This window comes from Kytococcus sedentarius DSM 20547 (assembly GCF_000023925.1).
Taxonomy (GTDB): domain Bacteria; phylum Actinomycetota; class Actinomycetes; order Actinomycetales; family Dermatophilaceae; genus Kytococcus; species Kytococcus sedentarius.
The window spans coordinates 1437195-1460568 of sequence record NC_013169.1 but is presented as its reverse complement, the minus strand read 5'-3'; the positions used below and the strand labels follow the sequence as shown (position 1 = coordinate 1460568).

23 protein-coding genes are annotated in these 23374 nt (G+C 72.9%); 7 read left to right on the top strand and 16 right to left on the bottom strand.

Annotated elements, in window-relative coordinates; all coding sequences use genetic code 11:
* Positions 1-21: 21 nt before the first annotated feature.
* On the top strand, positions 22-1452 hold the full coding sequence (locus KSED_RS06900) for an AI-2E family transporter (protein WP_015779384.1): 1431 nt from the start codon (positions 22-24) through the stop codon (positions 1450-1452).
* A 166-nt stretch (positions 1453-1618) separates the two neighbouring features.
* Here the strand turns inward: KSED_RS06900 and KSED_RS06895 are convergent, their stop codons facing one another.
* From KSED_RS06895 to KSED_RS06875, 5 genes are all read right to left on the bottom strand, one after another.
* A complete protein-coding gene (locus KSED_RS06895) occupies positions 1619-1972 on the bottom strand; it encodes an RNA polymerase-binding protein RbpA (protein ID WP_015779383.1) in 354 nt (117 codons plus the stop codon).
* 281 nt (positions 1973-2253) lie between these two features.
* Positions 2254-2889, bottom strand: a complete 636-nt coding sequence (locus KSED_RS06890; protein WP_015779382.1) for an FxsA family protein — start codon at positions 2887-2889, stop codon at positions 2254-2256.
* Complete coding sequence (locus tag KSED_RS06885; RefSeq protein ID WP_015779381.1) at positions 2886-3680, bottom strand: polyprenol monophosphomannose synthase; 795 nt, start codon at positions 3678-3680, stop codon at positions 2886-2888. The genes KSED_RS06890 and KSED_RS06885 overlap by 4 nt, the downstream gene beginning before the upstream one ends.
* 73 nt (positions 3681-3753) lie before the next feature.
* Positions 3754-5355 (bottom strand): apolipoprotein N-acyltransferase, encoded by a 1602-nt coding sequence (gene lnt / locus KSED_RS06880; protein ID WP_015779380.1) that lies wholly within the window; start codon positions 5353-5355, stop codon positions 3754-3756.
* A 295-nt stretch (positions 5356-5650) separates the two neighbouring features.
* The gene (locus KSED_RS06875; protein ID WP_015779379.1) at positions 5651-7219 is read right to left on the bottom strand and encodes an amidohydrolase; all 1569 of its coding nucleotides are present in this window, start codon (positions 7217-7219) and stop codon (positions 5651-5653) included.
* Positions 7220-7266: 47 nt separating this feature from the next.
* Between KSED_RS06875 and KSED_RS06870 the strand changes: the two genes are divergently transcribed.
* Entirely contained in the window at positions 7267-7758 is a 492-nt protein-coding gene (locus tag KSED_RS06870; RefSeq protein ID WP_015779378.1) for an aminoacyl-tRNA deacylase, read from the top strand.
* A gap of 11 nt (positions 7759-7769) precedes the next feature.
* Here KSED_RS06870 and KSED_RS06865 read toward each other — a convergent pair whose 3' ends face one another.
* Positions 7770-8240 carry an Lrp/AsnC family transcriptional regulator gene (locus KSED_RS06865; RefSeq protein WP_015779377.1) on the bottom strand — a complete coding sequence of 157 codons (471 nt, stop codon included), beginning with the start codon at positions 8238-8240 and terminating at the stop codon, positions 7770-7772.
* Between the two features lie 80 nt (positions 8241-8320).
* On the opposite strand from KSED_RS06865, the gene KSED_RS06860 reads away from it, so the two are divergent.
* Positions 8321-9253 carry a 5'-3' exonuclease gene (locus KSED_RS06860; protein ID WP_041291382.1) on the top strand — a complete coding sequence of 311 codons (933 nt, stop codon included), beginning with the start codon at positions 8321-8323 and terminating at the stop codon, positions 9251-9253.
* Between the two features lie 3 nt (positions 9254-9256).
* On the opposite strand, the gene KSED_RS06855 is transcribed toward KSED_RS06860, so the two are convergent.
* The 7 genes from KSED_RS06855 to KSED_RS06825 all read right to left on the bottom strand — a co-directional run bounded on the left by KSED_RS06855 (position 9257) and on the right by KSED_RS06825 (position 17261).
* Positions 9257-12118, bottom strand: a complete 2862-nt coding sequence (locus KSED_RS06855) for a DEAD/DEAH box helicase (RefSeq protein WP_015779375.1) — start codon at positions 12116-12118, stop codon at positions 9257-9259.
* Between the two features lie 18 nt (positions 12119-12136).
* Positions 12137-12958 (bottom strand): twin-arginine translocase subunit TatC, encoded by an 822-nt coding sequence (gene tatC / locus KSED_RS06850; protein ID WP_015779374.1) that lies wholly within the window; start codon positions 12956-12958, stop codon positions 12137-12139.
* A gap of 5 nt (positions 12959-12963) precedes the next feature.
* The gene (gene tatA, locus KSED_RS14100; protein ID WP_015779373.1) at positions 12964-13341 is read right to left on the bottom strand and encodes a Sec-independent protein translocase subunit TatA; all 378 of its coding nucleotides are present in this window, start codon (positions 13339-13341) and stop codon (positions 12964-12966) included.
* 39 nt (positions 13342-13380) lie between these two features.
* Complete coding sequence (locus KSED_RS06840; protein ID WP_015779372.1) at positions 13381-14412, bottom strand: helix-turn-helix transcriptional regulator; 1032 nt, start codon at positions 14410-14412, stop codon at positions 13381-13383.
* A complete protein-coding gene (locus KSED_RS06835) occupies positions 14412-15458 on the bottom strand; it encodes a helix-turn-helix transcriptional regulator (RefSeq protein ID WP_015779371.1) in 1047 nt (348 codons plus the stop codon). Before KSED_RS06835 ends, KSED_RS06840 begins: the two co-directional genes overlap by 1 nt.
* Positions 15459-15562: 104 nt before the next feature.
* Positions 15563-15952, bottom strand: coding sequence for an FKBP-type peptidyl-prolyl cis-trans isomerase (locus tag KSED_RS06830; protein ID WP_015779370.1), 390 nt, complete (start codon positions 15950-15952; stop codon positions 15563-15565).
* 103 nt (positions 15953-16055) lie between these two features.
* Complete coding sequence (locus KSED_RS06825; RefSeq protein WP_015779369.1) at positions 16056-17261, bottom strand: FKBP-type peptidyl-prolyl cis-trans isomerase; 1206 nt, start codon at positions 17259-17261, stop codon at positions 16056-16058.
* 120 nt (positions 17262-17381) lie between these two features.
* Here KSED_RS06825 and KSED_RS06820 point away from each other — a divergent pair, with 120 nt between their 5' ends.
* The gene (locus tag KSED_RS06820; protein WP_041290886.1) at positions 17382-17774 is read left to right on the top strand and encodes a DUF3054 domain-containing protein; all 393 of its coding nucleotides are present in this window, start codon (positions 17382-17384) and stop codon (positions 17772-17774) included.
* A gap of 62 nt (positions 17775-17836) precedes the next feature.
* On the opposite strand, the gene KSED_RS06815 is transcribed toward KSED_RS06820, so the two are convergent.
* Together KSED_RS06815 and KSED_RS06810 are read right to left on the bottom strand one after the other, a co-directional pair.
* Positions 17837-18928 (bottom strand): tRNA (adenine-N1)-methyltransferase, encoded by a 1092-nt coding sequence (locus KSED_RS06815; protein WP_015779367.1) that lies wholly within the window; start codon positions 18926-18928, stop codon positions 17837-17839.
* A gap of 11 nt (positions 18929-18939) precedes the next feature.
* On the bottom strand, positions 18940-20079 hold the full coding sequence (locus KSED_RS06810; RefSeq protein WP_015779366.1) for a site-2 protease family protein: 1140 nt from the start codon (positions 20077-20079) through the stop codon (positions 18940-18942).
* A gap of 103 nt (positions 20080-20182) precedes the next feature.
* On the opposite strand from KSED_RS06810, the gene KSED_RS06805 reads away from it, so the two are divergent.
* On the top strand, positions 20183-21124 hold the full coding sequence (locus KSED_RS06805; protein ID WP_015779365.1) for a RecB family exonuclease: 942 nt from the start codon (positions 20183-20185) through the stop codon (positions 21122-21124).
* Positions 21105-21767, top strand: coding sequence for an NUDIX hydrolase N-terminal domain-containing protein (locus KSED_RS06800; RefSeq protein ID WP_015779364.1), 663 nt, complete (start codon positions 21105-21107; stop codon positions 21765-21767). The genes KSED_RS06805 and KSED_RS06800 overlap by 20 nt, the downstream gene beginning before the upstream one ends.
* A gap of 19 nt (positions 21768-21786) precedes the next feature.
* Here KSED_RS06800 and KSED_RS06795 read toward each other — a convergent pair whose 3' ends face one another.
* Positions 21787-22461 (bottom strand): HAD family hydrolase, encoded by a 675-nt coding sequence (locus KSED_RS06795; RefSeq protein WP_237699507.1) that lies wholly within the window; start codon positions 22459-22461, stop codon positions 21787-21789.
* Positions 22462-22505: 44 nt separating this feature from the next.
* On the opposite strand from KSED_RS06795, the gene KSED_RS06790 reads away from it, so the two are divergent.
* A complete protein-coding gene (locus tag KSED_RS06790) occupies positions 22506-23366 on the top strand; it encodes a PAC2 family protein (RefSeq protein ID WP_015779362.1) in 861 nt (286 codons plus the stop codon).
* Positions 23367-23374 lie beyond the last annotated feature (8 nt).

Here is a 23374-nt window from a genome sequence, read left to right as displayed (position 1 = left end):
ACCGCATGACACGATGGCCGAGTGAAACCACTGACAGCACTGCGGAATGCGTTCGGCAGCACCGGTCCCTCACGGACGGCCGACGACGTCGCAGCCCCCCTGCCCGAGGACCCCGAGGTCCACGACGACCGCAGCGCGGTGATCGCATCCGGCTTCCGGATCGTGGCGGCCTTCGCCCTGCGCCTGCTGCTCATCTTGGCGGCGCTGGCCGCGGTGCTCTGGCTGGTCGGCAAGCTGTGGGTCGGGGTCCTGCCCCTGTTGCTCGCCCTCATCCTGACCACGGTCCTGCAGCCCGTGGCGCGCTTCCTGCGCCGGTTCATGACCGACGGCCTGGCCGCGATGACCACCGTCATCGGGGCGCTGCTGGTCCTGCTGGGTGTCCTGACCGCCATCGCTCCCTCCCTGGTGGACCAGAGCACCCAGATGGCCGACCGTGCCGTCACGGGCATCGAGGAGGTCCAGACCTGGGCCTCCGGTCCCCCGCTGAACATCCAGGACTCGCAGATCGACAAGGCGATCACCCAGCTCACGCAGCGCATCCAGGAGGCCAGCGGTGACATCGCCGGTGGCGTCTTCACCGGTGTCTCGGCCGTCGCCTCGGCCTTCGTGACCGTCCTGATGACGCTGGTGCTGACCTTCTTCTTCGTCCGTGACGGGGAGAAGTTCCTGCCGTGGATCTCCCGCCTCTCCGGCCGGACCGCTGCCCCCCACTTCCTGGCCCTGGGCACGCGACTGTGGCGCACCCTGGGCGGCTACGTACGCGGCCAGGCGATCATCTCGGCCGTCGATGCGGTGCTGATCGGCATCGCGCTCGTCCTCCTCGGCGTCCCGATGGCCGGGGCCCTGATCATCCTGACCTTCCTCGGCGGGTTCGTCCCGATCGTCGGTGCCGTCGCGGTGGGCATCCTGTCCATCCTGGTCGCGCTGGTCAGCGTCGGGTTCACCAAGGCCCTGATCCTGCTCGCCGTCGTGCTGTTTGTGCAGAACGTGGAGGGCAACATCCTCCAGCCGATCGTGCAGGGCAAGGCTATGCAGATGCACGAGGGCCTAGTGCTGCTCTCGGTGACCGTCGGTGGGTCGCTGTTCGGCATCCCCGGCGCCTTCCTCGCCGTCCCGGTGGCCGCGAGCGTCGTGGTGATCATGCGCTACCTGAACGAGCAGGTGGACGCCCGCTCCGGCGCGGACCCGCAGACGCAGGCCCGGGAGCGTGAGCTGGAGAAGCAGGGCAAGCCCCACGGGCACCACCAGCCGGAGCCGGACGACACCGAGGCCGACGACCCCGACGGCCCCGACCGTCCTGAGGGTGACGGCGACCGCTCCGACCACCCCGGGGACGACACCGAGCGCTCCGGCCGCCCGACGATCGAGGGCACCCGGACCGGGACGACCGGACCGCAGCAGTCCGGCCGCCCCGGGCCCGCGACCGGCGGGGCGCACCCGGCGGGAGCCTGAACCCGATGGGGGTGAGCGGCGCACCCGCCTCGCTCACCCCATCGGCCCCTGCTGTGCAACGCACCCGGGCATGAAGGAGCCCCACGCACCAGAGGGGGAACGGTGTGTGGGGCTCCATCAACCCTGCGCGAGCGGGACGGCCCGCGCAGGAGGTGTGAGGGGTCCTTCAGCTGGCCTTCTTCTTGGCCACGCCGCGACGCTCGCGGAGGAACTGCAGACGCTCCTCCAGGAGGTCCTCCAGCTCCGGGATCGAGCGACGCTCCAGCAGCATGTCCCAGTGGGTGCGGACGGGCTTGGTGGGCTTGCGCTCCGGCTCGGGGCCGTTCTCGAGCTTGGCCTCACCGCCGCAGCGGCACTCCCACAGGGCGGGCAGCTCGGCCTCGACCGAGAAGGGCAGCTCGATGACGTGCCCCTGGGGGCAGTTGTAGCGAACGGTCTGACGCTCGCTGAAGGTGACGTTCTCGTCGCTCTCCATGGAGAGGGCGGAAAGGTTCGTGCCACGCAGGGATCGCTCGGCCATGCTTGAACTCCTGATGCCCCGGTGAAGGGGCGGACGCTGGGTGACTGGTGGTCCGTCGGTGTGGTGCAGCGCGCTTCGCTGGACGTCATGCCGCCTCGGGCCACGTACAGGTGAACGCCCGTTGAACGGACGACATTCCCGTCGGTGGTCACGTGAGGAGGTGGTGGTGCCGCGCCAGCGGCAAACCCTCAGTCTGCCAGAACGTGACGGTTCACCGCCAGTTCACCGTGGTGTGGCGTGGCGCACCCGGTGGGTGCTCCGGCGCCGGTCTCGGGAGCGCCTCAGGGGCGGTCGTCGATGATCTCGCCCTCGAGGACCTCGTCGTCGCCGGGGGTCGGCCCGGGCCTGCCGGAGCGGGGCGGCTCGGGCTGCCGGCCGCGCCCGGAGGGGCCCGGGGCGCCGGGGTCAGCGGGCCCCGGCTCGCCGAAGTCGCCGGGGAAGCCGCCGCCGAAGCCCATCGGGTGCTCGCCGAAGGGGTCTCCCCCCACCATCAGGCCGCCCAACAGCTTCTTCTCCACCACCCGCTGCAGCACCCGGCGGGTGATGGGGCGGGTGAAAGGCAGCACGAGGAAGAGCCCCATCGCATCAGTGATGAAACCCGGCGCCAGCAGCAGCGTGCCACCCACCAGCACCAGGGCCGCGTCGGTGAGCTGGCGGGAGAGCTCGTGGCCGGTGCTCAGCGAGTGCTTGAGGTCCTTCCAGGTGCGGGCACCCTCCCGGGTCACGATCCACGCGCCCAGGGCCGACCAGAAGACCAGCAGCCCGATGGTCCACCAGGCGCCGAGCTGGCGGCCCACCAGCAGGATGGCGGCGACCTCCGCCATCGGCATGATGAGCAGCAGCGCACTGAGCACCACCAGCCAGGTCGGCTTCCTCCGACGACGGCGGGTGCCCGAGTGCACGGCGCGGGGGCTCACCGGGAGGTCACGTCCTGCCCGGGACCGCGGCCCAGGGCGCGCTGCACCTGGCCGAAGCGGTGCTCCAGCGCCCAGCGGGTGACGCGCACCAGGGACTCCTTGACGATGGAGGAGTCCATCTTGGAGTTGCCGCGCTCCCGCTCGACGAACTCGATGGGCACCTCGATCACCCGCAGACCGCCGCGGACGGCGCGCCAGGCCATGTCCACCTGGAAGCAGTAGCCCACGGAGTCGACGGTGGAGAGGTCCAGGGCGCGCAGCGCCGAGGCCCGGTAGACGCGGTAGCCGCCGGTGGCGTCGTTCAGCGGCATGCCGAGAGCGATCTTGATGTAGAGGTTGCCGGCCTGGGAGATGAGCTTGCGGTCCAGCGGCCAGTTCACGACGCTGCCGCCGGGGATCCAGCGGGAGCCCAGCACGACGTCGGCGCCGGCGTCCGCTGCCTCGAGCAGCAGGTGGAGCTGCTCGGGCTGGTGGGAGCCGTCGGCGTCCATCTCGACCGCGGCGTCGTAGCCCTGCGCGAGGGCCCACTCGAAGCCGGCGAGGTAGGCCCGCCCGAGGCCCTCCTTGCCCTTGCGGTGCAGCACGTGCACCTGCGGGTCGGCGGCCGCCAGGCGGTCGGCGATCTCCCCCGTGCCGTCCGGCGAGTTGTCGTCCAGCACGACGACGTCCACCTGCGGGGTCGCCGCACGCACCCGTCCGACGATCCACTCGAGGTTCTCGGCCTCGTTGTACGTGGGGATCAGCACGGCGACGCGCTGCAGGGGCGTCCGCCCGGGGGTCGACTGGCTCACGGGTCCTCGTTCTCCATCACAGGTCGGGGTGCGGTCACCGGTGTCAACACCGGCAGGTGGTCGGGACATCCCATCATGCCCGCTCCTCCGCGGCCCTCCCCCGGCGGGTTGAGGGCGGTAGCAGTCCCGCGACCCCGGCGGGCAGCACGAGGGCGGCCAGCACCCAGGTGGGCCAATTGCCCAACCGGGTGGCCAGGGTGAGCCCGTCGTTCAGCGGCACCGAGGCGGACAACAGGGCCGGCTCGAACAGCTCGGTCCCGCGCGGCTCACCACCGTCCGGGGAGGAGAGGATGCTGCCGTCCGGGCCGAGCAGGGCGCTCACCCCGACGGTGCTGATGTGCACCACCGATCGGGCGTGCTCCATGGCCCGCACCCGGCTGATCGCCAGCTGCTGGGTGGACTGGTCGGTGATGCCGAAGCTCGCGTTGTTCGTGGGGATGAACAGGAGCTCGGAGCCCTGCACCACGGGGATGCGCATGAGGTCGTCGTAGGCCACCTCGAAGCAGATGCCCATGCCCACGCGCAGGTCGCCGGAGTCGGTGGGCACGTCCATCACGCCCATCTGGTCACCGGCCGCGAAGTCCCGGGGCACCAGGTCGACCTTGGGTGTGATGCGGCGGAACAGGTCGCGGTGTGGGATCCACTCGCCGAAGGGCACCGGGTGCTGCTTGTCGTAGCGGGCCACCGGGCCCTGTCCGGGCAGGTACTGCAGCACCGAGTTCGACACCATCGGGCTGGGCTCGCGCAGGATCGCGCCCACCAGCATCGGGGTGTCGATGGCCCAGCTGGCCTCCGCCAGCAGACCGGCGGCCTCCTCGTCGCGGGTGGGGTCCACGTCCGAGGCGTTCTCCGGCAGGAACACCACGTCCGGTGCGGGGCGCTCCCCCGCCTCGACCTCCTCGGCCGCGCGGTGCACCAGCGTGGTGTGGTTGGTGAGCACCTCCCGGGCGTTCTCGTTGAACCGGAAACCGCTCTGCGGGGCGTCCCCCTGGACGGCCAGCACGTCCAGCGAGGCGCCGGTCGGTGGCGACACGGGCAGCACGAGCGGGCCGAAGGTGAGCACCCCGGCGGCGGCCAGTGCGCCGACGGGCACGGCCACCGGCTCGTTCCGGGTGCGCGCACGCCGTGCCACCCAGACCGCGGTGACCGCGAGCAGCCCGCCGATGGCGCCCACCCAGGCGCTGAGGCCGGCGGAGGTCACCCACCGCACGGCGGCCAGCGTGGGGGCCTCGGCCTGCGAAAAGGCCAGCCGGGCCCACGAGAAACCGCCCCACGGGATGGTCGAGCGCACCCACTCCTGCACCACCCAGCTGGCCCCGACCAACGGCGGGAGCAGCGCGGCCTCGACCGGCAACGAGAAGCGGGAGGTCCACCGCTGCACGGCCACCAGCAGGATGCCCATGCCGATGAGGTAGATCGCCTCGAAGCCGGCCAGGGCCAGCCAGGCGTCGGCGCCCACGTAGATGCCCGACCACCGCAGCAGCGGCACGAAGAGGGCCAGGCCCGCGGTGAGCCCGACCAGTCCCCCGGTGGCGAGGCGGGCGCCGCGGGTGGCCAGGGTGACCAGGGCGACGCCGGGGGCCGCGGCCCACCAGAGACCCGCATCGGGGAAGGCGAGCCAGAGAAGGGTTCCCCCCAGCACTGCGGCGAGAAGGCGTTGGAGGAGGGCGACCACGCCGGGAGTCTAGGCCGCGACGCTGGCTGCGCCGTGCTGGGGCTCCCGGCCCGTCGCCGGCTGGACCTCGGCGGGGTGACCGCGAGAACCGCGCCGTTGGGGCCGCGGGCGGTCCGGCTGGGTGCCGAAGCGTCCACGTTTTCTACTGAGCGCGGTTCTCACGACACCGGATGCTCGCTGTGCGAACGCCTCGGTGATGGGCAGAAACTACCCTGTCCACTGGCTCAGTCAATCCCGCTCTGACCTGCGCAAACGTGCGTTTGCGCAGGTCAGGGGCACATGGCCGGCAGCTGAACTACACCGAGGGAATTCCGGCGTCGTGCGCCACGTGCCCGTCCACCACGGTGACCACGGCCGTCGGGGTGTCCCAGTCGGCCACCCAGTCGTCCAGCTCGCGGGGGGCCACGGAGCCCACCGGGGTGTCCCAGAGCACGAGGTCGGCCTCCCCGCCGCGGCGGACGACTCCCCCCTGCCGGCCGAGCGCACCCCATCCGCTCGTGGTGTGCAGGGACAGCGCCCGGGGGGCCGTGAGCAACCCGCCGGGGTTCTGCGGTCGCACGCACGCCCGCAGTGCGCCCCATGGGTCCCAGGGCGTCACCGGCGAGTCCGACCCGAAGCAGACCGGCACCCCGAGCTCGTCGAGCGTGCGCCAGGGGTTGGTGCGCTGCCACCGCTCCCCCAGCCGCAGCCGGTAGAGCTCCAGCGGGCCGCCCCAGAGCCCCTCGAACATGGGCTGCATGGAACAGGTGACACCCAGCCGGGCGAAGATCCGCATCGCGCGGGGCGAGGGGAGCTCCGCGTGCTCGATGCGGTGGTGCGCCGCCCGCACGGCGTCGTCGCCGAGCTCGGCGGCCGCCTGCTCGAGCCCGTCCGCGGCCACCTCGATCGCCGCGTCGCCGATGGCGTGGAATCCCCCCTGCACCCCGGCGAGGGTGCACGCCACCAGGTGGGCGGCGACCTCGCTGACGGTCAGGTAGAGGTCGCCGGTGGTGTCCGGCGCGTCGGTGTAGGGCTCCAGCAGGCCGGCGTTGCGGGCCCCGAAGCTGCCGTCGAGGTAGATGTCGCCGCCGAGCCCCACCACCCCCAGGGCGTCGCGGAGGTTCCCCGCCCGCACCGGGTCCTCGACGAGCTCGCCCCAGTAGGCCGCCGTGCGCGGGAGGCCGTTGCCCCCGGCGAGCACCACGTCCCGCACGTCCTCCTGGTTGGTGAGGTTGGTCGCCCCCATCTCGTGCACGGTCCCCACCCCGGCCCGGGCGGCCGCGGCGAGGGCGAGGTCGATGTTGCGACGCCGCGCCTCGGGGCCGACGGAGGCCGCCCAGGCCTGCACCACCGCGTCCTGCGCGGCGCGGGTTGCCGTGCCGATGCCGTCCCACCCGTCCTTCGTGGACACCCCGGCGACGGCGGCCAGGGTCGAGGAGACGCAGACGGCGTGCAGGTCCACCCGCGGGGCGTAGACCACGCCGTCCCCGGAGGCGCGGTCGAGCTCGGCCGAGGTCAGGGCCCGGTTCTCGGCCCAGTGGGTCTCGTCCCAGGAGTGGGCGAAGATCGGCGCCCCCGGCTGGCGGGCCGCCGCGGCCGCGATGAGGTCCAGCGCCTCGGTGACGCTCCGGGCCCCCGAGAGGTCGGCGCCGCCGAGCACCTCCCCCGTGGCCGAGACGTGCGCGTGGGCGTCGACGAAGGCCGGGGTGACCAGGCATCCCTCCCCCTCGATGGTGCGCGCGTGCACCATCGAGGAGGTGTCGGGCGCCGCCGTGCTCGGTCCGCACCAGGCCACCCGCCCCGCCTCGAGGACGATCGTCTGCCCTGGCTTGGGCAGCGCGTCGGGATTCCAGGTGGTCACGTTCCGCAGGACGATGGGCTGCATCGGGACAGTCTGCGCGATCCGCGCCGCCGGTTTGGGAGACTCGCGGCATGAGGATCCCCACGACCCCGGCCACCCTCGCCCTCGACGCCGCCGGCGTTCCCTGGACCGGTCACGCCTTCGGCCACGAGGACGACGTGGACGGCTACGGCGAGGAGGCCGCCGAGGCCTTGGGCATCGAGCCCGAGCGGATCTTCAAGACCCTGGTGGTCGACGGTGGCGGCAAGGGGGCCACCCAGCTGGCCGTCGGGGTGGTGGCGGTGGCCGACCGGCTGGACACCAAGGCCATCGCCCGCGAGCTGGGCGTGAAGCGGGTCTCGATGGCGGACGTCGCCGCGGCCGAGCGCGCCACCGGGTACGTGGTGGGTGGCATCTCCCCCTTCGGGCAGAAGACCCGCCTGCCGATGCTGGTGGACCGCCGCATCGAGGACCACGACACGGTCTTCGTCTCCGGCGGGCGCCGGGGCTTCGACGTGGAGATCACCCCATCGTCCCTGCTCGAGGCGACCGGCGGGCGACTGGCGGACATCCGTCAGGGGTGAGCGCGCCCGGCTCAGGCCGGCGTGCTGCCCCCGAAGGCGGGGCGGCTCTCCCAGGGCGTGGTGAGCACCATCGTGGTGGTGGTCGAGCAGCGGGCCGTGGACCGGATGGTGGCGATGAGCTCCTCGAGCACGGCCGGGCGGCTCACACGGACCAGCAGCACGTAGCTGGACGAGCCGGCCACGCTCCAGCAGGCCTCGATCTCGGTGAGGTGGCGCAGCCGGTCGGGCACGTCGTCCGGGGCGCCGGGGTCGAAGGGGGTCAGCGAGAGCAGCGCGGTGATGGGCAGACCGGCGGCCTCGGGGTCGACCACGGCCGCGTACCGCTGGATGATGCCGTTCTCCTCGAGGCGCTTCACCCGCTGGTGGGCCGCCGAGGTGGACAGGTGCACCTTCTGCGCGAGGTCCGTGAAGCTCATCCGCCCGTCCCGGGTCAGGTGCTGGATGATCAGGCGGTCGGTCGCGTCGAGGGGCTGGCTGCTCACGGCGGACAGCCTAGGGGGTGCGCGCCGGGCCACCCTGGTGCCGGCTGTCCTAGTCTGGTCGGGTGACCGACGGACCGCTGATGCTGATCGATGCCGCGAGCCTCTACTACCGGGCCTTCCACGGGGTGCCCGACCGGCGGCGTTCGGCCGACGCACCACCGAACAACGCGATCCGCGGCCTGGTGGACATGACGGCCTCCCTCATCGCCCACCGCCGCCCCGCGGCCCTGGTGATGTGCTGGGACGACGACTGGCGCCCCGCCTTCCGGGTGGAGGCCATCCCCAGCTACAAGCAGCACCGCCTGGCCGCCGGCGACACCACGGGGACCACCGAGGACACCCCGGCGGACCTGGTGCCGCAGGTGCCCGTGATCGTGGAGTTGCTGGCCGCCCTCGGCATCGCCCGGGTGGGCGCGGCCGGTTACGAGGCCGATGACGTGATCGGCACCCTCGTCGAGCGCACCGCCGGACGACGCCCGGTGGAGGTGGTCACGGGTGACCGCGACCTCTTCCAGCTCGTGGACGACGCCGCGGGGGTGAGCGTGCTCTACACCGCGCGCGGCGGGGTGCGGGATGCCGACCTGGTGGACGAGTCCTGGCTGGTGCAGAAGTACGGGCTGGCCTCGGGGCGCGCCTACGCGGAGATGGCCGTGCTGCGCGGCGACCCCTCGGACGGTCTGCCGGGCGTGCAGGGCATCGGGGAGAAGACCGCCGTGCAGCTGCTGGACACCTTCGGCTCGCTCGCCGGGGTGCTCGAGGCCCTGGACCGCGGCGACGACCGCCTCAAGGGCGCCCGCCGGACGCGGCTGGAGGAGGGGCGGGAGTACCTCGCGGCCGCCCCGCAGGTGGTGGACGTGGCCCGGGACGCCCCGGTGGAGCTCGACGAGGCCGCCATGGCCCTGCCCACCGCGCTGCTCGACGCCGCGGCCGTGCGCGACCTGGTCGACCGCTACGACCTCGGCAGCCCCGTGGGACGGCTGCTGGACGCGCTGGGACTGCCCGCGCTGGACTGACCCTCAGTCGAGGCGGTCGGCAGCGACCACGCCGCGCAGCACCTGGTTCATCGCCTTGCGGGCCGTGCCCTGCACCGACGCGTGCGGCGCCGCGAGTTCGACCTGACCCAGCAGGTCCACCACCTGCTTGGCGCGGCGCACGAAGTCCCCGGCGGAGAGCTCGGAGTCGCGCAGCACCATCTCCAGCCGGGCGCCGGAGGCCCACTTGTGCATCATCCACGCCATCCCCGCGTCCGGTTGCGCGGTGGGCGGCAGCTGGTGCTCGATCTCCGAGTCCTCGATGCGGGACCACAGGTCGATCACGCCCTCGTAGGCGCGGTCCACCCGCTCGGTGGGCATGGTCGGGTTGATCGTCACCTCCCCGCGCCGGGGCTCGTGGATGATCACCGAGACGATGGCGGCCAGCTCGGCGGCATCCAGCCCCTGCCAGGTGCCGCGCTGCAAGCACTCGGCCACGAGCAGGTCCTTCTCGGTGTACGTGCGTTGCAGGATGCGCCCGGCCTCGGTGACCTCCTGCCCGTCCTCGGTGAGGTAGCCCCACTCGGCCAGCAGGCTGCAGGTGCGGTCGAACGCGCGCGAGACGGTGTGCGTCCGGCGGGCGACCTTGCGCTGCAGGCCGGCGGTCTCACGCTCCAGGGTGTGCAGGCGGGCCGCCCAGCGGGCGTGTTCCTCCCGGTCCGGGCAGGCGTGGCAGGGGTGGCGCTTCAGGGCGGCCCGCAGCTCGTCGATGCGGTCGAGCCCCCTGTGTGCCCGGTCCTCGGCCGGGGCCGCGGTGCCGGCATCGTCGTGTGCGGTGCCCCGCCCCCGCCCGGGGGGCGGGTCGGCGTCGGGCACCTTCGCCCGCATCGTGGCGGCGAGGTCCTTGCGGTCCTTGGGCTTGCGGGGGTTGAAACGGGAGGGCACCTGTACCCGGCCCTGCACCACCGGCGGCTCGTCGAGGTCGGTGGCCACGACGGTGCGCAGGCGCCCCGCATCGGTCACCAGGGCGACGTCCTCGTGCTTGCGGCTGACCCCGTGGGTGCCGGTGATCACCACCGCGCGGCCGGCGCGACGCCCGGTGCCGATGCGGACCACGTCGCCCGGCACGAGCTCGCCGAGCACGAGCTCCACCTGGGCGCGCTGGGCGGCGCCGCGGCGCTTGGCGGCGTCCTTCTCCGCCTGGGCGAGCTGCTGGCGCAGGTCGGCGTACTCGGAGAAGTCACCCAAGTGGCACTCCATGGCCTCCCGGTAGCCCTCGATCGCCTCGGTGTTGCGGTCCACGGCGCGGGAGTGGCCCGCCATCGCGCGGTCGGCCTGGAACTGGGCGAAGGACTCCTCGAGCAGCTCCCGGGCGGACTGTCGCCCCATCCGCTCCACCAGGTTCACCGCCATGTTCGGCGACGGGCGGAAGGACGACTTCAGCGGGAAGGTGCGCGTGGAGGCCAGGCCGGCCACGTGGGTGGGGTCGACGCGCGGCCCGGAGAGCACCACGGCGTGGCCCTCCACGTCGATCCCGCGGCGACCGGCCCGTCCCGTGAGCTGCGTGTACTCGGCCGGCGTGAGGTCGGCGTGGTTCTCGCCGTTGAACTTGACCAGCTTCTCGATGACGGTCGTCCGTGCGGGCATGTTGACCCCCAGCGCCAGGGTCTCGGTGGCGAACACGCACTGGATGCGCCCGGCGGCGAAAAGCTCCTCCACGATCTCGCGGAACAGCGGCAGCATGCCGGCGTGGTGGGCGGCGTACCCGTTCGTGAGCCCCTCGACGAAGTCGTGGTAGCCCAGGACGCCGAGGTCCTCGGGCGCCACCTGCAGCACGCGGGCCTCCACCTCGTCGTGGATCGCCTCGCCCTCCTCGTCGCTGATGAGGCGTGTGCCGGAGGCCAGCAGCTGGCGCACCGCGGAGTCGCAGCCGATGCGGGAGAAGATGAACACGATGGCCGGCAGCAGCCCGTCGGCGTGCAGGGCCTGCACCACCTGCGTCCGCGAGGGCGTGCCGGTGCCACGCGTGGGCGGGCCCCCGCGGGAGGGACCTCCGTGATCGCGGTGGTCGTCGCGAGCCCGGCCGCTGCCGCGCCGCCCCCGTCCGCGCCGGCCGGCCGGTCCCCCGGAGTCCTCCCGGTGCCAGGCGGTGCGCTCGGCCTGGGCGGTGCGCAGCCGGGCCATGAGTTCGGGGTTCACCGCGGAGGCAGAGCCGCGCCGGGCGCCCACACCGCCCTCCGGGAACAGGTCGTACAGGTCGTTGCCCACCATCATGTGCTGCCACAGCGGCACCGGGCGCACCTCGGAGACGACCACCTCGGTGTCCCCACGCACCTGCTTGAGCCAGGCGCCGAACTCCTCGGCGTTGCTCACGGTGGCCGAGAGGCTGATCACCTGCACGTCGTCCGGCAGGTGCAGGATCACCTCCTCCCACACCACGCCGCGCATGCGGTCGGCGAGGTAGTGCACCTCGTCCATGACCACGAAGCCCAGGCCCGCGAGCGTGGAGGAGTCGGAGTAGAGCATGTTGCGCAGCACCTCGGTGGTCATCACCACCACGGGCGCGTTGCCGTTGACGGAGCTGTCGCCGGTCAACAGGCCCACGTTGGCCTCGCCGTACTCCTGTGCCAGGTCGTGGTACTTCTGGTTGCTCAGGGCCTTGATGGGGGTGGTGTAGAAGCACTTGCGCCCGGTGGCCAGGGCCAGGTGGACGGCGAACTCCCCCACCACCGTCTTGCCGGCACCGGTCGGGGCAGCCACCAGGGCGCCCTTGCCGTCCTCCACCGCCTCGCAGGCCGTGACCTGGAAGTCGTCCAGCTGGAACGGCTGCCCCATCAGGAAGTCCTGCAGGTGCGGGTGGCGGGCACGGCGCTTGGCGGCCGCGAAGCGGTCGGAGGGACTGGACATGTCCCCACCCTAAGTGGCTCAGAGCGCCGAGGCAGTGTCCGCGTCGGCGTCCATCCACTCGGGCCGCTTCCGCCGGCGCGCCTTGTCGCGCACCATGGCGATGCCGCAGGCGACGAAGTACATGAGCATCATCGGGATGGTGAGCGTCACCATGGACATGGGGTCCGGGGCGGCCATGGCGGCGAACACCAGCACGCCCACGGTGGCCCAGCGCCACCCCTTGAGCATCACCCGCCCGGACAGCAGGCCCGCGTGGTTGATGGCGACCATCACCACCGGCAGCAGGAAAGCCACCCCGAACCAGAGGATGAAGTTGCCCACGAAGGCGAAGTAGGGCTCGGCGGCGGTGAAGTTCCCGCCCCCCTCGGGGATGAAGGCTGCCAGAAGAGTCTTCACGGCCGTTGGCAGGGCCCAGATGGCCAGCAGGCAGCCGGCCAGGAACATCGGCACGGCCACCAGGAAGTAGCCGAACGCGATGAGTTTCTCGCGCCGGTAGAGCCCAGGCAGGATGAACGCCCAGAACTGCCAGAGCCAGATGGGGCTGGCGAGGATCACGCCCACCACCGCGGCGATCTTGGCCTTGATGGTGAACGGCTGCGTCACGCCACCGGCGCCGAAGTTGATGGAGAGTTCAGTGCCCCGCTCCTCCGCCACGTCCACGACGGGCTGCATGAGGAAATCAGCGATCTCCTCGTAGTAGTACCAGCCCACGCAGAGCCCGACGAACACCGCAGCCGCCGCGAGGAGCAGGCGGTTGCGGAGTTCCTTGAAGTGGTCCAACAGGGCCATGCGGCCCTCGGGGTTGGAGGCCTTCCGGCGGAAGGGGGTGCGGGGCGTCACGTCCGTCAGTTGAGGCGGGTGCCGTCGCTGGGCTTGTTGTGGTCCGACGAGCGGGTCGGGTCCGCCAGGCGGGAGTCGGGGCGCTCGGCGTCGTAGCGCTCGGCGTGGTCGCGCGGGTTCCAGGACTCGTCGCGCAGGTCGTCCTCGCGGGTGCGGTCGTCCGCGGCCACCCGGCGGGTGTCGTCGCGCCGCCCGGTGGCCTCACCGTCGAGGGTGTCGTCCTTGCCGTCCTTCTTCATCTCGCCGACCTCGGACTTCAGCACCCGGGCCGAGCGGCCCAGGCTGCGCGCCATGTCCGGGAGCTTCGCCGAGGCGAAGACGAGGACGATCACGAGGATCAGGATGAGCAGGATCCAGGGGTTGTCGAAGAGGCGTGCACCCATGATGACTCCTTGACTGAGGTTTGGCCCGGGCGGGCCCGATCACTCTACGGTAGCCGCGGAGCGCCGGGACAACCGTGCGACTGCGGTGTGGGCCCCCTGGCGCACCTCTGCCACCAGGGTCCCCGGCGCGGCCACCATCACCGCTCCACCGGTGCTCCACACCAGGCGCTTCACCCACGAGGGGTCCGCCGCCCGGACCACCACGCGGCGGCGGCCCGCAGCTGGCTCGCGCAGGTCCGTGGCCCCGGCCGGCGGGACGGACAGCTCCTCCAGGTCCACCGCGCCGTAGTACTCGGCCACCCAGTCGGCCTCCGGGCTGAGGTCCAGCACCACCTCCACGTCGTCCGGCCCGCCCGCATAGGTGCCGGCGTCCAGGTCCTTCGGCTCGGCCTCCAGCGGCGGGGTGCCGTCGGCGTCCAGCACCTGCGCGGAGGCGATGCGGTCCAGCCGGAACAGGCGCACCCCCTGGGCGGTGTGGCACCACGCCTCGAGGTAGGTCTGCCCGTCCACGGCGACCACCCGCATCGGGGAAACCTCCCGGGTGCTCGCCTCGTCGCGACCGTGGGCGACGTGCACCAGCCGCACCCGGCGCTGCTCCTGCACGGCCCGGCGCAGGTCGGCGGCCAGCGGGTCGTCCTGCGGGGAGGCGGCCTCTTGCACCACGGTGCCCTCCACCAGGGAGCGCAGCGGGCCGGCCGCCCCCACGATCCGCTCGGCCAGCCGGTGGGCGTTCTCGCGGTCCTCGGCGGGCAGGCCGGGGGCGCCGGCGACCGAGCGCAGACCGGCCACCAGCGCGGTGGCCTCGTCCGGGCCGAGCCGCAGCGGGCGGGCGATGGTGTCGGCGTTGCGCAGGTAGACGTGCCCGCCGGCCCACTCGGCCTCGATGAGGTCGTCCGGCATCCGCCCCGGCAGGCCGCACATGAAGATCAGCTGCAGGTCGCGCTCCAGCGAGGCCGGCGTCACCCCGAAGGTGCGGGCCGCCTCCTCGATCTCGACGCCCTGGCGCTGCAGCAGCCACGGCACCATCGAGAGCAGTCGTTCCAGACGGGCGGTGGCGGACTCGGCGGCCATCAGTCCTCCTGCTGGGTGGGGGCGAAGGTGATCAGGGAGTGGACGGGCTGACTCGGCCCCCCGACCACGGGGTGCAACCGGTCGACCACCTGGGTGCGCAGGTCCGCGGGCTCCACCGCGAGCAGGTCGGGGCCCAGCTCCGCCAGCTGGCCGACGATGCGGGAGCGGTCGGCCGCCCGCAGCACGAGCAGGTCCCCGGACGCGCCGGGCGTCACCTCGTCGGCCCACCGGCGCAGCGCCCACCCGCGGCCGGGGGCGACGGTGACGCGGGCCTCCACGGTGTCGGTCGTCCCCTCGGTGGCGGCGGCGATCATGGCCGAGGGGTCGTGGTCGGCGGGCACCTGCACCACGTCGGCGGGGCCGGTGGGGCGCACCCGGCCCACCACCCGGGAGAGCCGGAACACCCGCGGGGCGTCCCGGTCGAGGTCGTACCCGGTGACGTACCACCGGCCGCGGCGCAGCAGCAGTGCCCAGGGGTGCACGCGGCGGCGGGTGATCGGGGCGCCGCTGCGGCGGTAATCGAACTCGACGGCCCGGCGGGCGTCGATCGCGTCGCGCAGGCCGGTGAACGCGGCCTCGGGGGTGCGGATCACCGGTTGCACGCCGAGCGCCGCGGGCAGCGCGTCCCCGGCCCGGTCCTCATCGGGCTCCAGGGCCGTGATCTTGTGCAGCGCGCGCTGGGCGGCCGTCGAGAGCGAGGCCTGGCCCCACACGCGCGCGGCGACCCCCAGCATCGTGAGCTCCTCGGCGGTGAACACGAGCTCGGGCAGGGCGTACTCGTCGGGGTCGACGCGGTAGCCCTCCTCGTCGTCGAAGCCGGGGTCCACCGGCCCGGTGGTGATGGGCACGCCCAAGGCGCGCAGGTCGTTCTTGTCGCGCTCGAAGGTGCGGTCGAAGGCCTCGGCCGAACCCTCCTGGTACTCCGGCATCGCCCGCCGGATCTCCGCCTTGGTGAGCGGGCGCCGGGTGTGCAGGAGCGCCAGGAGCAGGTTCAGCAAACGCTCCGTCTTGAGGTTCGGGTCATGCCCGCGTCCTGCCGCTGCCATGTGCCTCTCGTCCTGCCCTCTCGCCGGTGGGTGTGCGCAGCGGGTGCCGCGCGGGCCGCCGTCGTCGGGGGCGGGTGCCCCCCGACGATCGGTCGGCGGTGCTCTCAGCGGTCGGAGACGTCCACGAGGTCGACCACGAAGATCAACGTCTCCCCCGGGCCGATCACGCCGCCGGCGCCCTGGTCGCCGTAGGCGAGGTGGGCCGGGATGGTGAGCTTGCGGCGCCCGCCGACGCGCATGCCCTGCATGCCCTGGTCCCAGCCGGCGATGACCTGGCCGATGCCGAGCTGGAACTGCAGCGGCGCGCCGCGGTCCCAGCTGGCGTCGAACTGCTCACCGGTGGAGAAGGACACCCCCACGTAGTGGGCGGAGATGACGTCGCCGGCCCCGGCCTGGGAGCCGTCGCCCTCGATGAGGTCCTCGACCACCAGGTCGGTGGGCGCCTCGCCCTCCGGGAAGTCGACCTCGGGCTTGCTGCGCTGTGCGTCGGTCATGTCTCGTCCCTCTCCGGGCACACGAAGGGCCCTCACGAATCTGTGAGGGCCCAGTGTGCCTGATGGTGGCCGGGTCAGGCAGCCCGGAGGGTGGAGCGGCAGGTCACTCGGACGGGGCCTCGCCGGAGCCGTCCTGCTGGCCGCCGTCAGCGGACTGGGCGTCCAGGATGTCCACCACGAAGACGAGCGTGTCGTCGCCCTCGATGCCCGCGTTCGGCATGCCCTCCTCGCCGTAGCCCTTGGCCGGGGGAACGATCAGCTCCACGCGGGAGCCGACCTTCTTGCCCACCAGGGTCTCGTCCCAGCCGGGGATCAGGCGGCCCACGCCGATCGGGAAGGAGGTGGGGGCGCCGCGGTCGTGCGAGGAGTCGAACTTCTCGCCCTCGGCGCCCTTCTTCCACGTCACACCCGTGTAGTGGATGGTGAGCTGGTCGCCCTTCTTCACCTCGTCACCCTCGCCCTCGATGAGGGTGGCCTCCTTGAGCTCCTTCGGCGCCTCGGAGTCGGGCATGGTGATCTGTGCCGGCTTGTCGGTGAAGACCTCGGCCTTCGGGAAGTCCTCGGGGGCCTCCTTCTCGGTGCCGGTGGCCTCCTTCAGCGGCTTGCTGGCCTCGGTCACCTTCATCAGGTACACCACGGTGTCGCCGGCCTCCAGCCCCAGCTGCGGCGCGCCCTGCTCACCGAAGGCGTCCTTCGCCGGGATGGCCACGGCGATCGTGCTGCCGACCTTCTTGCCCTCCATGGCCGAGCGGAGGGCGGCGATGGTCTGCTCGTCGTTCAGGCCGATCGGCACGGCGTTCTGGCCGAAGGCGTTCTGCAGCTCCTTGCCGGAGGTGCCGTTGTACAGGGCGTACTCCACCATCGCGGTGTGGTCGGCGGTGAGCTCCTCGCCGTCGCCCTCCTCCACGATCTTGTCCTGGGTCTCGGAGACGGTGAACGGGCCGTCGCCGAAGGTGATGGAGGGCTTGTCGCCGCCGGAGATCTCCAGGTCGTCGAGCGTGCCGGCCGCCTCGGGGTCCGGCTTCTTGCCGTCGGCGTCCTGCGCCTCGCCGCTGGCGTCGCCGGAGGACGAGGGGTCGGCCGAGCTGCCGGAGGCCCCGTCGGCGCCGGTGCCCTGCGAGGCACCGTCGGAGGGCTCCTGCGAGGACTGCTCGCCGCCCTCGGACGACTCGTCGCCGCCGGCCTCGGACGAGCTGCTCGACGAGGTGGACTCCGAGGAGTTCTCCTCGGACTCCTCACCGCCGCAGGCGCTCAACGTCAGCGCGGCGGTGGACACGAGGGCGATCAGGCGGATGGGGGTGCGCTTCACAGGAGAACTTCCTCACGGGTGGACGTCTGGTCGGCACGCATCGTAGACGCGGGAGTCTGGGCATCGGCTGGGAATCGGTTCAGGAATCGGTCAGGTTCCGCAGGCGGCTACCGTGTGCGCATGGCTGAATCCCCCCGCCCCACGACCTCGCGTCGACGTCTTCCCGCCTGGGCCGCGGCCCTGCTCGATGCGGGGTCGATCGCCCTGTTCGCCGGGATCGGACGCCAGAGCCACTCCACCGGCGACGCGCTGACGGGCATCCCCCAGACCGCGTGGCCCTTCTGGGCCGGGGCGGCACTCGGGTGGGTGGCGACCGCGGCGGTGCGCCGCCGCGTGCCGTCCACCCTGGCCGAGGGAGCCGTGGTGCTCGTGGCCACGATCCTGGTGGGAATGGCGCTGCGCCAGCTCACCGACCAGGGCACCGCCACCCCCTTCGTGGTGGTGGCCACGCTCAGCCTCACCCTGTTGCTCCTGGGCTGGCGGCTGGTGGCGGGCTGGCTGCAGCGCCGCTGAGGGCCGCGGGACGCACCGATGCCGCGGGGCCCGGGGGGGTCGTCAGCCCGCTCGAGGGGGCCTCAGTCGCGCTCGAGGCGGGTGCTGCCCAGACGCTCCTGCCGCTCCTGGTCGCGGCGCACCCGGCGGAGCTTCTTCGGGGAGATCCACCGCTCCCCCAAGTTCTCCGAAGTCCAGTCCTCGGCCGCGAAGCGCTCGGTCCACCCGCCGGCCGAGACGTCCGCATCGGACCCGGCCTTCGCGGGGCGGCGCGCCAGCTCGGGCGCGGCGACCTCGGGGGCGAGCCTCCGCATCGAGATGAGGAAGCCCGTGTGCCCGTGCATGCGGTGCTCGGGGCGCACGGCGAGTCCCTCCAGGTGCCAGCCGCGCACCATCGACTCCCACGCCTTCGGCTCGGTGAACCCGCCGTGGTCGCGCGCGGCCTCGGCCACGCGCGAGAGCTGGGTGGCCGTGGCGACGTAGCAGATGAGCACCCCACCGGGCACCAGAGCCCCCGCGACCGCCTCGAGGCAGTCCCAGGGCGCCAGCATGTCCAGCACCACGCGGTCGACGCTGCCCGCCGGCAGGGTCGCGGGCAGCTGCTCGGCGAGGTCGCCCAGGTGGATCTTCCACGCCGGGTGGTCGCCGCCGAGGAAGGCCCGCGCGTTGGAGCGGGCGATCTCGGCGAACTCCTCCCGCAGCTCGAAGCTGTGCAGGCGCCCGCCCTCCCCGACGGCCCGCAGCAGCGACATGCTCAGTGCGCCGGAGCCGACGCCGGCCTCCACGACCACGGCGCCGGGGAAGATGTCGGCCAGGCCCACGATCTGCGCGGAGTCCTTCGGGTAGACCACGGCGGCGCCACGCGGCATCGACATGACGTGGTCGCTCAGCAGCGGGCGCAGGGCGAGCCACTCGGCGCCGGTGGAGTGGATGACCACCGACCCGTCCGGGGCCCCGATGAGGTCGTCGTGCTGGATGTGGCCGCGCGTGTTGTGGAAGCGCTTGCCGGGCTCGAGCACGATGGTGTGCATGCGCCCCTTGGGGTCGGTCAGCTGCACCCGCTCCCCCACCCGGAAGGGACCCCGGCGGCCGTCCTCCCCGGACCACGGCACGGCGGGACCGGCACCCTCCCCCTCGGTGGCGGCGGCTGGGGACGGCGGGGTCTGCGAGCTCATGGCGGGTGAGTCTACGGACCGGTGTTGGCGCGCATCCCCGCATCGAGCGAGGCGTGGTCGGCCAGCCCGACGATCTGGGGCGGCCCCTGGCGGCCGTCAGGCTGCTGCACCCCCGGCTGGCGGATCGCCGCCAGGGTGAGCTCCCGGCCGAGGACGGCCTCGATGAGACGGGTGATGTCCTCCTGCGGGGCGGCGTCCACGGTCCAGTCCCCCGGGACGGTGCGCGCGACGGCCGACAGCGGCGTGGAGTCACGCACCTCGGCGGGCACCTGCGCCAGCGCCGAGGGGTCCACCAGGCCGACCGCGCGGTGCTCGGCATCGGTGGTGACCACGGTGACCGGCACCGGGAAGCCGCGGACCTGCAGCAGAGTGGCCACGGGCGCGTCCTGCGGGATGCCGACGGCCGGCCGCATCACCGAGGCCGTGGTGTGACGGCCCAGCTCGCGGCGGGCGGTGCCGGCCTGGATGGAGCGGCTGGCCCCGGCCCACAGGATCCAGGCGATGAGCCCGCCCCAGAGCAGGAAGACCAGGGACCCCCCGGTGGCCATCTGCCAGGCGATGAAGGCGATCACGAGGGCGGCGATCAGCCGACCGCTCCAGCCCGCGGCGATGAGCCCGGCAGGACGGCTGTCGGTGGCCTTCCACACCAGCGAGTCCACCACGTGGCCGCCGTCCAGGGGCATGCCCGGCAGCAGGTTGAACACGCCCACCAGGGCGTTCACCCAGACCGCGCTGGCCACCACCATGTGGCCCAGGCCGTCGGGGACGACGAACCACAGGCCGAGGGCGATGGCGGCGAGGACGAGGTTGGCCAGCGGCCCGGCGACGGCCACCAGCGCGTTGCTGCCGGGGCTGGTGTTGTCGGACTGGTGGGCGGTGTGCCCCCCGATGAGGTCGAGCTGCACCTGGGTGACGGTGTAGCCCCGCCACTGGGCCACCAGCACGTGCCCGAGCTCGTGGACGAAGACGCTGAACACCAGCATGACCGCGTAGGCCAATCCGAGCCCGTAGGCCGTGGGCGCCCCGAGGCTGGCGGTGAGCTGGGTGCCGTTGAGCACCACCACCAGGATGACCAGCAGCGGCCAGGTGCGTCCGAGGTAGACCGGGACGCCGCGGACACTGCCGATGCGCCATCCGGAGGACTGCGGCATGGGGGCTCCTAGGTCGGGGACCCTGGCGCGGGGTGGGGGTTGTCGCCAGGGGGACCAGCCTACGGGGAGGTGGGTTGTCGGTGCTGGCGCCTACTCTGCAGGCATGGTCACCGCAGCCCTGTCCCCCAGCCGTGCCGGCGACTTCATGCAGTGCCCGCTGCTCTACCGCTTCCGGGTGGTCGACCGGCTGCCCGAGCCGCCGAGCGCGGCCGCGGTCCGGGGCACGTTCGTGCACTCGGTGCTGGAGAACGTGTTCGACCTACCCGCCCACCGGCGTCGCCCGGACGATGCCGTGGGCCTGATGGAGCAGACCTGGGCCGACCTGGTGGCCGAGCGCCCGGAGGTGCTGGAGGTGCTGCGCGCGGACGGTTCGGGGGCAACGGCGTTGGACGCCGTGGACGGTGACGCGGATCGGGCCAGCACGGGCGCTGCCGTCCAGCCCACCCCCGAGGAGCTGGCGGCGTGGATGGCGGACGCCGAGGCACTGGTGCGCAGGTGGTTCACCCTGGAGGACCCCAGCGTGCTGGAGCCGGCCGAACGGGAGCTGTACGTGGAGGTGCCGGTGGACCGTGGTGGCGAGCGGGGCGAGCTGGTGCTGCGAGGGTACGTCGACCGGCTCGACGTGGCGCCGGCCGACGGCGCGTTGCGGGTGGTGGACTACAAGACCGGCCGCGCCCCCTCGGAGCTCTTCCAGGCCAAGGCGCTGTTCCAGATGAAGTTCTACGCCCTGGCCATCTGGCGGCTGCGGGGTCGGGTGCCTGCGCTGCTGCAGCTGGTCTACCTGAAGGACGGCACCGTCCTGCGCCACGTGCCCACGCAGGAGGAACTGCTGGCCACCGAGCGCAAGGTCGTGGCGCTCTACGACGCCATCGAGCGCGCGGCGGAGCTCGGCGACTGGCGGCCGAACCGCAGCCGGCTGTGCGACTGGTGCAGCTTCCAGTCCATCTGCCCGGCGTGGGGTGGCACGCCCCCGCCGCTGCCCGGGAACGCCAGGGACCGGGCGACCGATGAGGCGGTGACCGGCGATGCCGACACGGCCGACTGACGCGGACGAGGTCGACGCGGTCGCCCTGCGTCGGATCTCCATGGAGCTCGCGGCGCTGTCCGAGTCCGGTCTGGCGTACTGCCGCGACCACTTCGACATCGGCCGCTTCCACCGCATCGGGGAACTGGCCGACGAGCTGCTGCAGCTCGCGGGTGTGGAGGGCCTGCGCCCCTACGACCCGGCCATTGCCTCGGTGGCCGGCTACACCACTCCGAAGCTGGACGTGCGGGGCGGACTCTTCGACGAGGCCGGGCGGGTGCTCCTGGTCCGCGAGGTCGCCGACGACGGACGGTGGACCCTGCCCGGTGGCTGGTGCGACGTGCTGGAGTCACCGCGCCGGGCCATCGAGCGGGAGGTGCTGGAGGAGGCGGGTGTGACGGTGGAGGCCGGCCACCTGGCGGCGGTGGTCGACCGCGAGCTGTGGCCCCACCAGCCGGCCCACGACCGCCACAGCTACAAGCTGTTCTTCGTGTGCACCCCGACCGGCGCGGTGGACACCGGATACACCAGCGACGAGACCAGCGGCCTGGGGTGGTTCGCCGTGGACGACCTGCCGGAGCTGTCCGTGGACCGCGTCGTTCCCGGACAGATCCGCCTGCTGCACGAGCACTGGCGCCGGCCGGGTCCGGCCCACGTCGACTGAACGACGGGTCGGTGGGGGCTCAGCGGCTGAAGCGGCCCCACAGTGAATCGACCGTCTCCCCGTCCAGGGTGTCGACGGTGATCGTGTTGGGCGTCTCGGGCAGGTCCACCATGAGCGGGATGGCCACCAGGTTGGTTCCCGCCGCCGAGGCCGAGCCCACGCCGGAGGGCGAGTCCTCCAGGGCCAGGCACTCCGTGGGGTCGACGCCGAGCCGCTCGGCGGCGGTCAGGTAGGGCTCCGGGTCGGGCTTGCCGGCCGAGACCGCGTCACCGGTGACCACGGTGGTGAAGGTCCCCGCGGGCAGGGTGGCGGTGAAGGTGTCGGCCAGCAGGGTCCAGGACATGGTGACCAGGGCGGTGGGGATGCCCCGCTCGACGCACTCGCCCAACAGCTCGCGCGCCCCGGGCCGCCACGGCACCCCGGCGGCGACCTGGTCGCTGACCTCCCGGAGCAGGCGCTCGATGATCTCGCCCTCGGTGAGGGTCACCGGCGTCCGGTCCAGGATGATGCGGGCCGAGACCTCCAGCGGGTTGCCGACCATCGCCAGCGCGTCGTCGTGGGTCCAGGTGCCGCCGTGCTCCTCGACGAGGGCCGTCTCGGCGGCCATCCACATCGGCTCGGTGTCGATGAGGGTGCCGTCCATGTCGAACAGGACGGCGGCGGGCTGGCTGGGAGTGTGGGGCTGCGATGACACCGCCACAGTGTGGCAGCCCTGCATCGGCCACCTAGGCTGAGGGGATGGTGAACAGCGATCCGATGGAGCTGCGCAACCCGGTGGTCGTGGCCGGTTTCGAGGGGTGGAACGACGCCGGGGAGGCCGCGACGGCGGCGGTGGCCCACCTCATCGAGGTCTGGGACGCCGAGCTGGTGGCCGCCTTCGACCCTGAGGACTACTACGACTTCCAGGTGCACCGCCCCCGGATGGTGCGCCGTGGTGGCCGCCGCCAGGTGGACTGGCCCACGACCACCTTCCACGTCGCCCGCCCGCCGGGCCTCGACCGCGACGTGGTGCTCGTGCAGGGCCTGGAGCCCTCGATGCGGTGGCGCGCCTTCACCGACGAGCTCGTCGGCTGGGTGTTGGAGGCCGGCGCCACGGAGTTCGTGACGCTCGGGGCCATGCTCGCGGACGTGCCCCACACCCGCCCGCTGCCGGTGACCACCACGACGAACTCGATGGCCCTGCAGCGGCGGCTCGACGTCTCCGGCGGGGACTACGAGGGGCCCACCGGCATCGTCGGCGTCCTCAACCAGGAGGCCGAGGACGCCGGGATCGATGCGGTGAGCGTGTGGGTCTCGATCCCGCACTACGCCGGCGGGGTGCCCTCGCCGCGCGCCACCTGGGGGCTGCTGTCGGCCCTGGAGGAGGTGCTCGACACCGTCATCGACACCGCCGACCTGGAGGAGCTGGCCCGGGCGTGGACGCGGGGCGTGGAGGAGCTGACCAGCGAGGACGAGCACGTGGCCGAGTACGTCGAGGCGCTGGAGGAGGCCGTCGACGAGATGAGCTCGCCGCAGGCCTCCGGCGACGCCCTGGCCAAGGAGTTCGAGCAGTACCTGAAGCGCCGCGAGGGCGACGGCGGCACCACGCCGCCCGTCTGAGCCGGGCC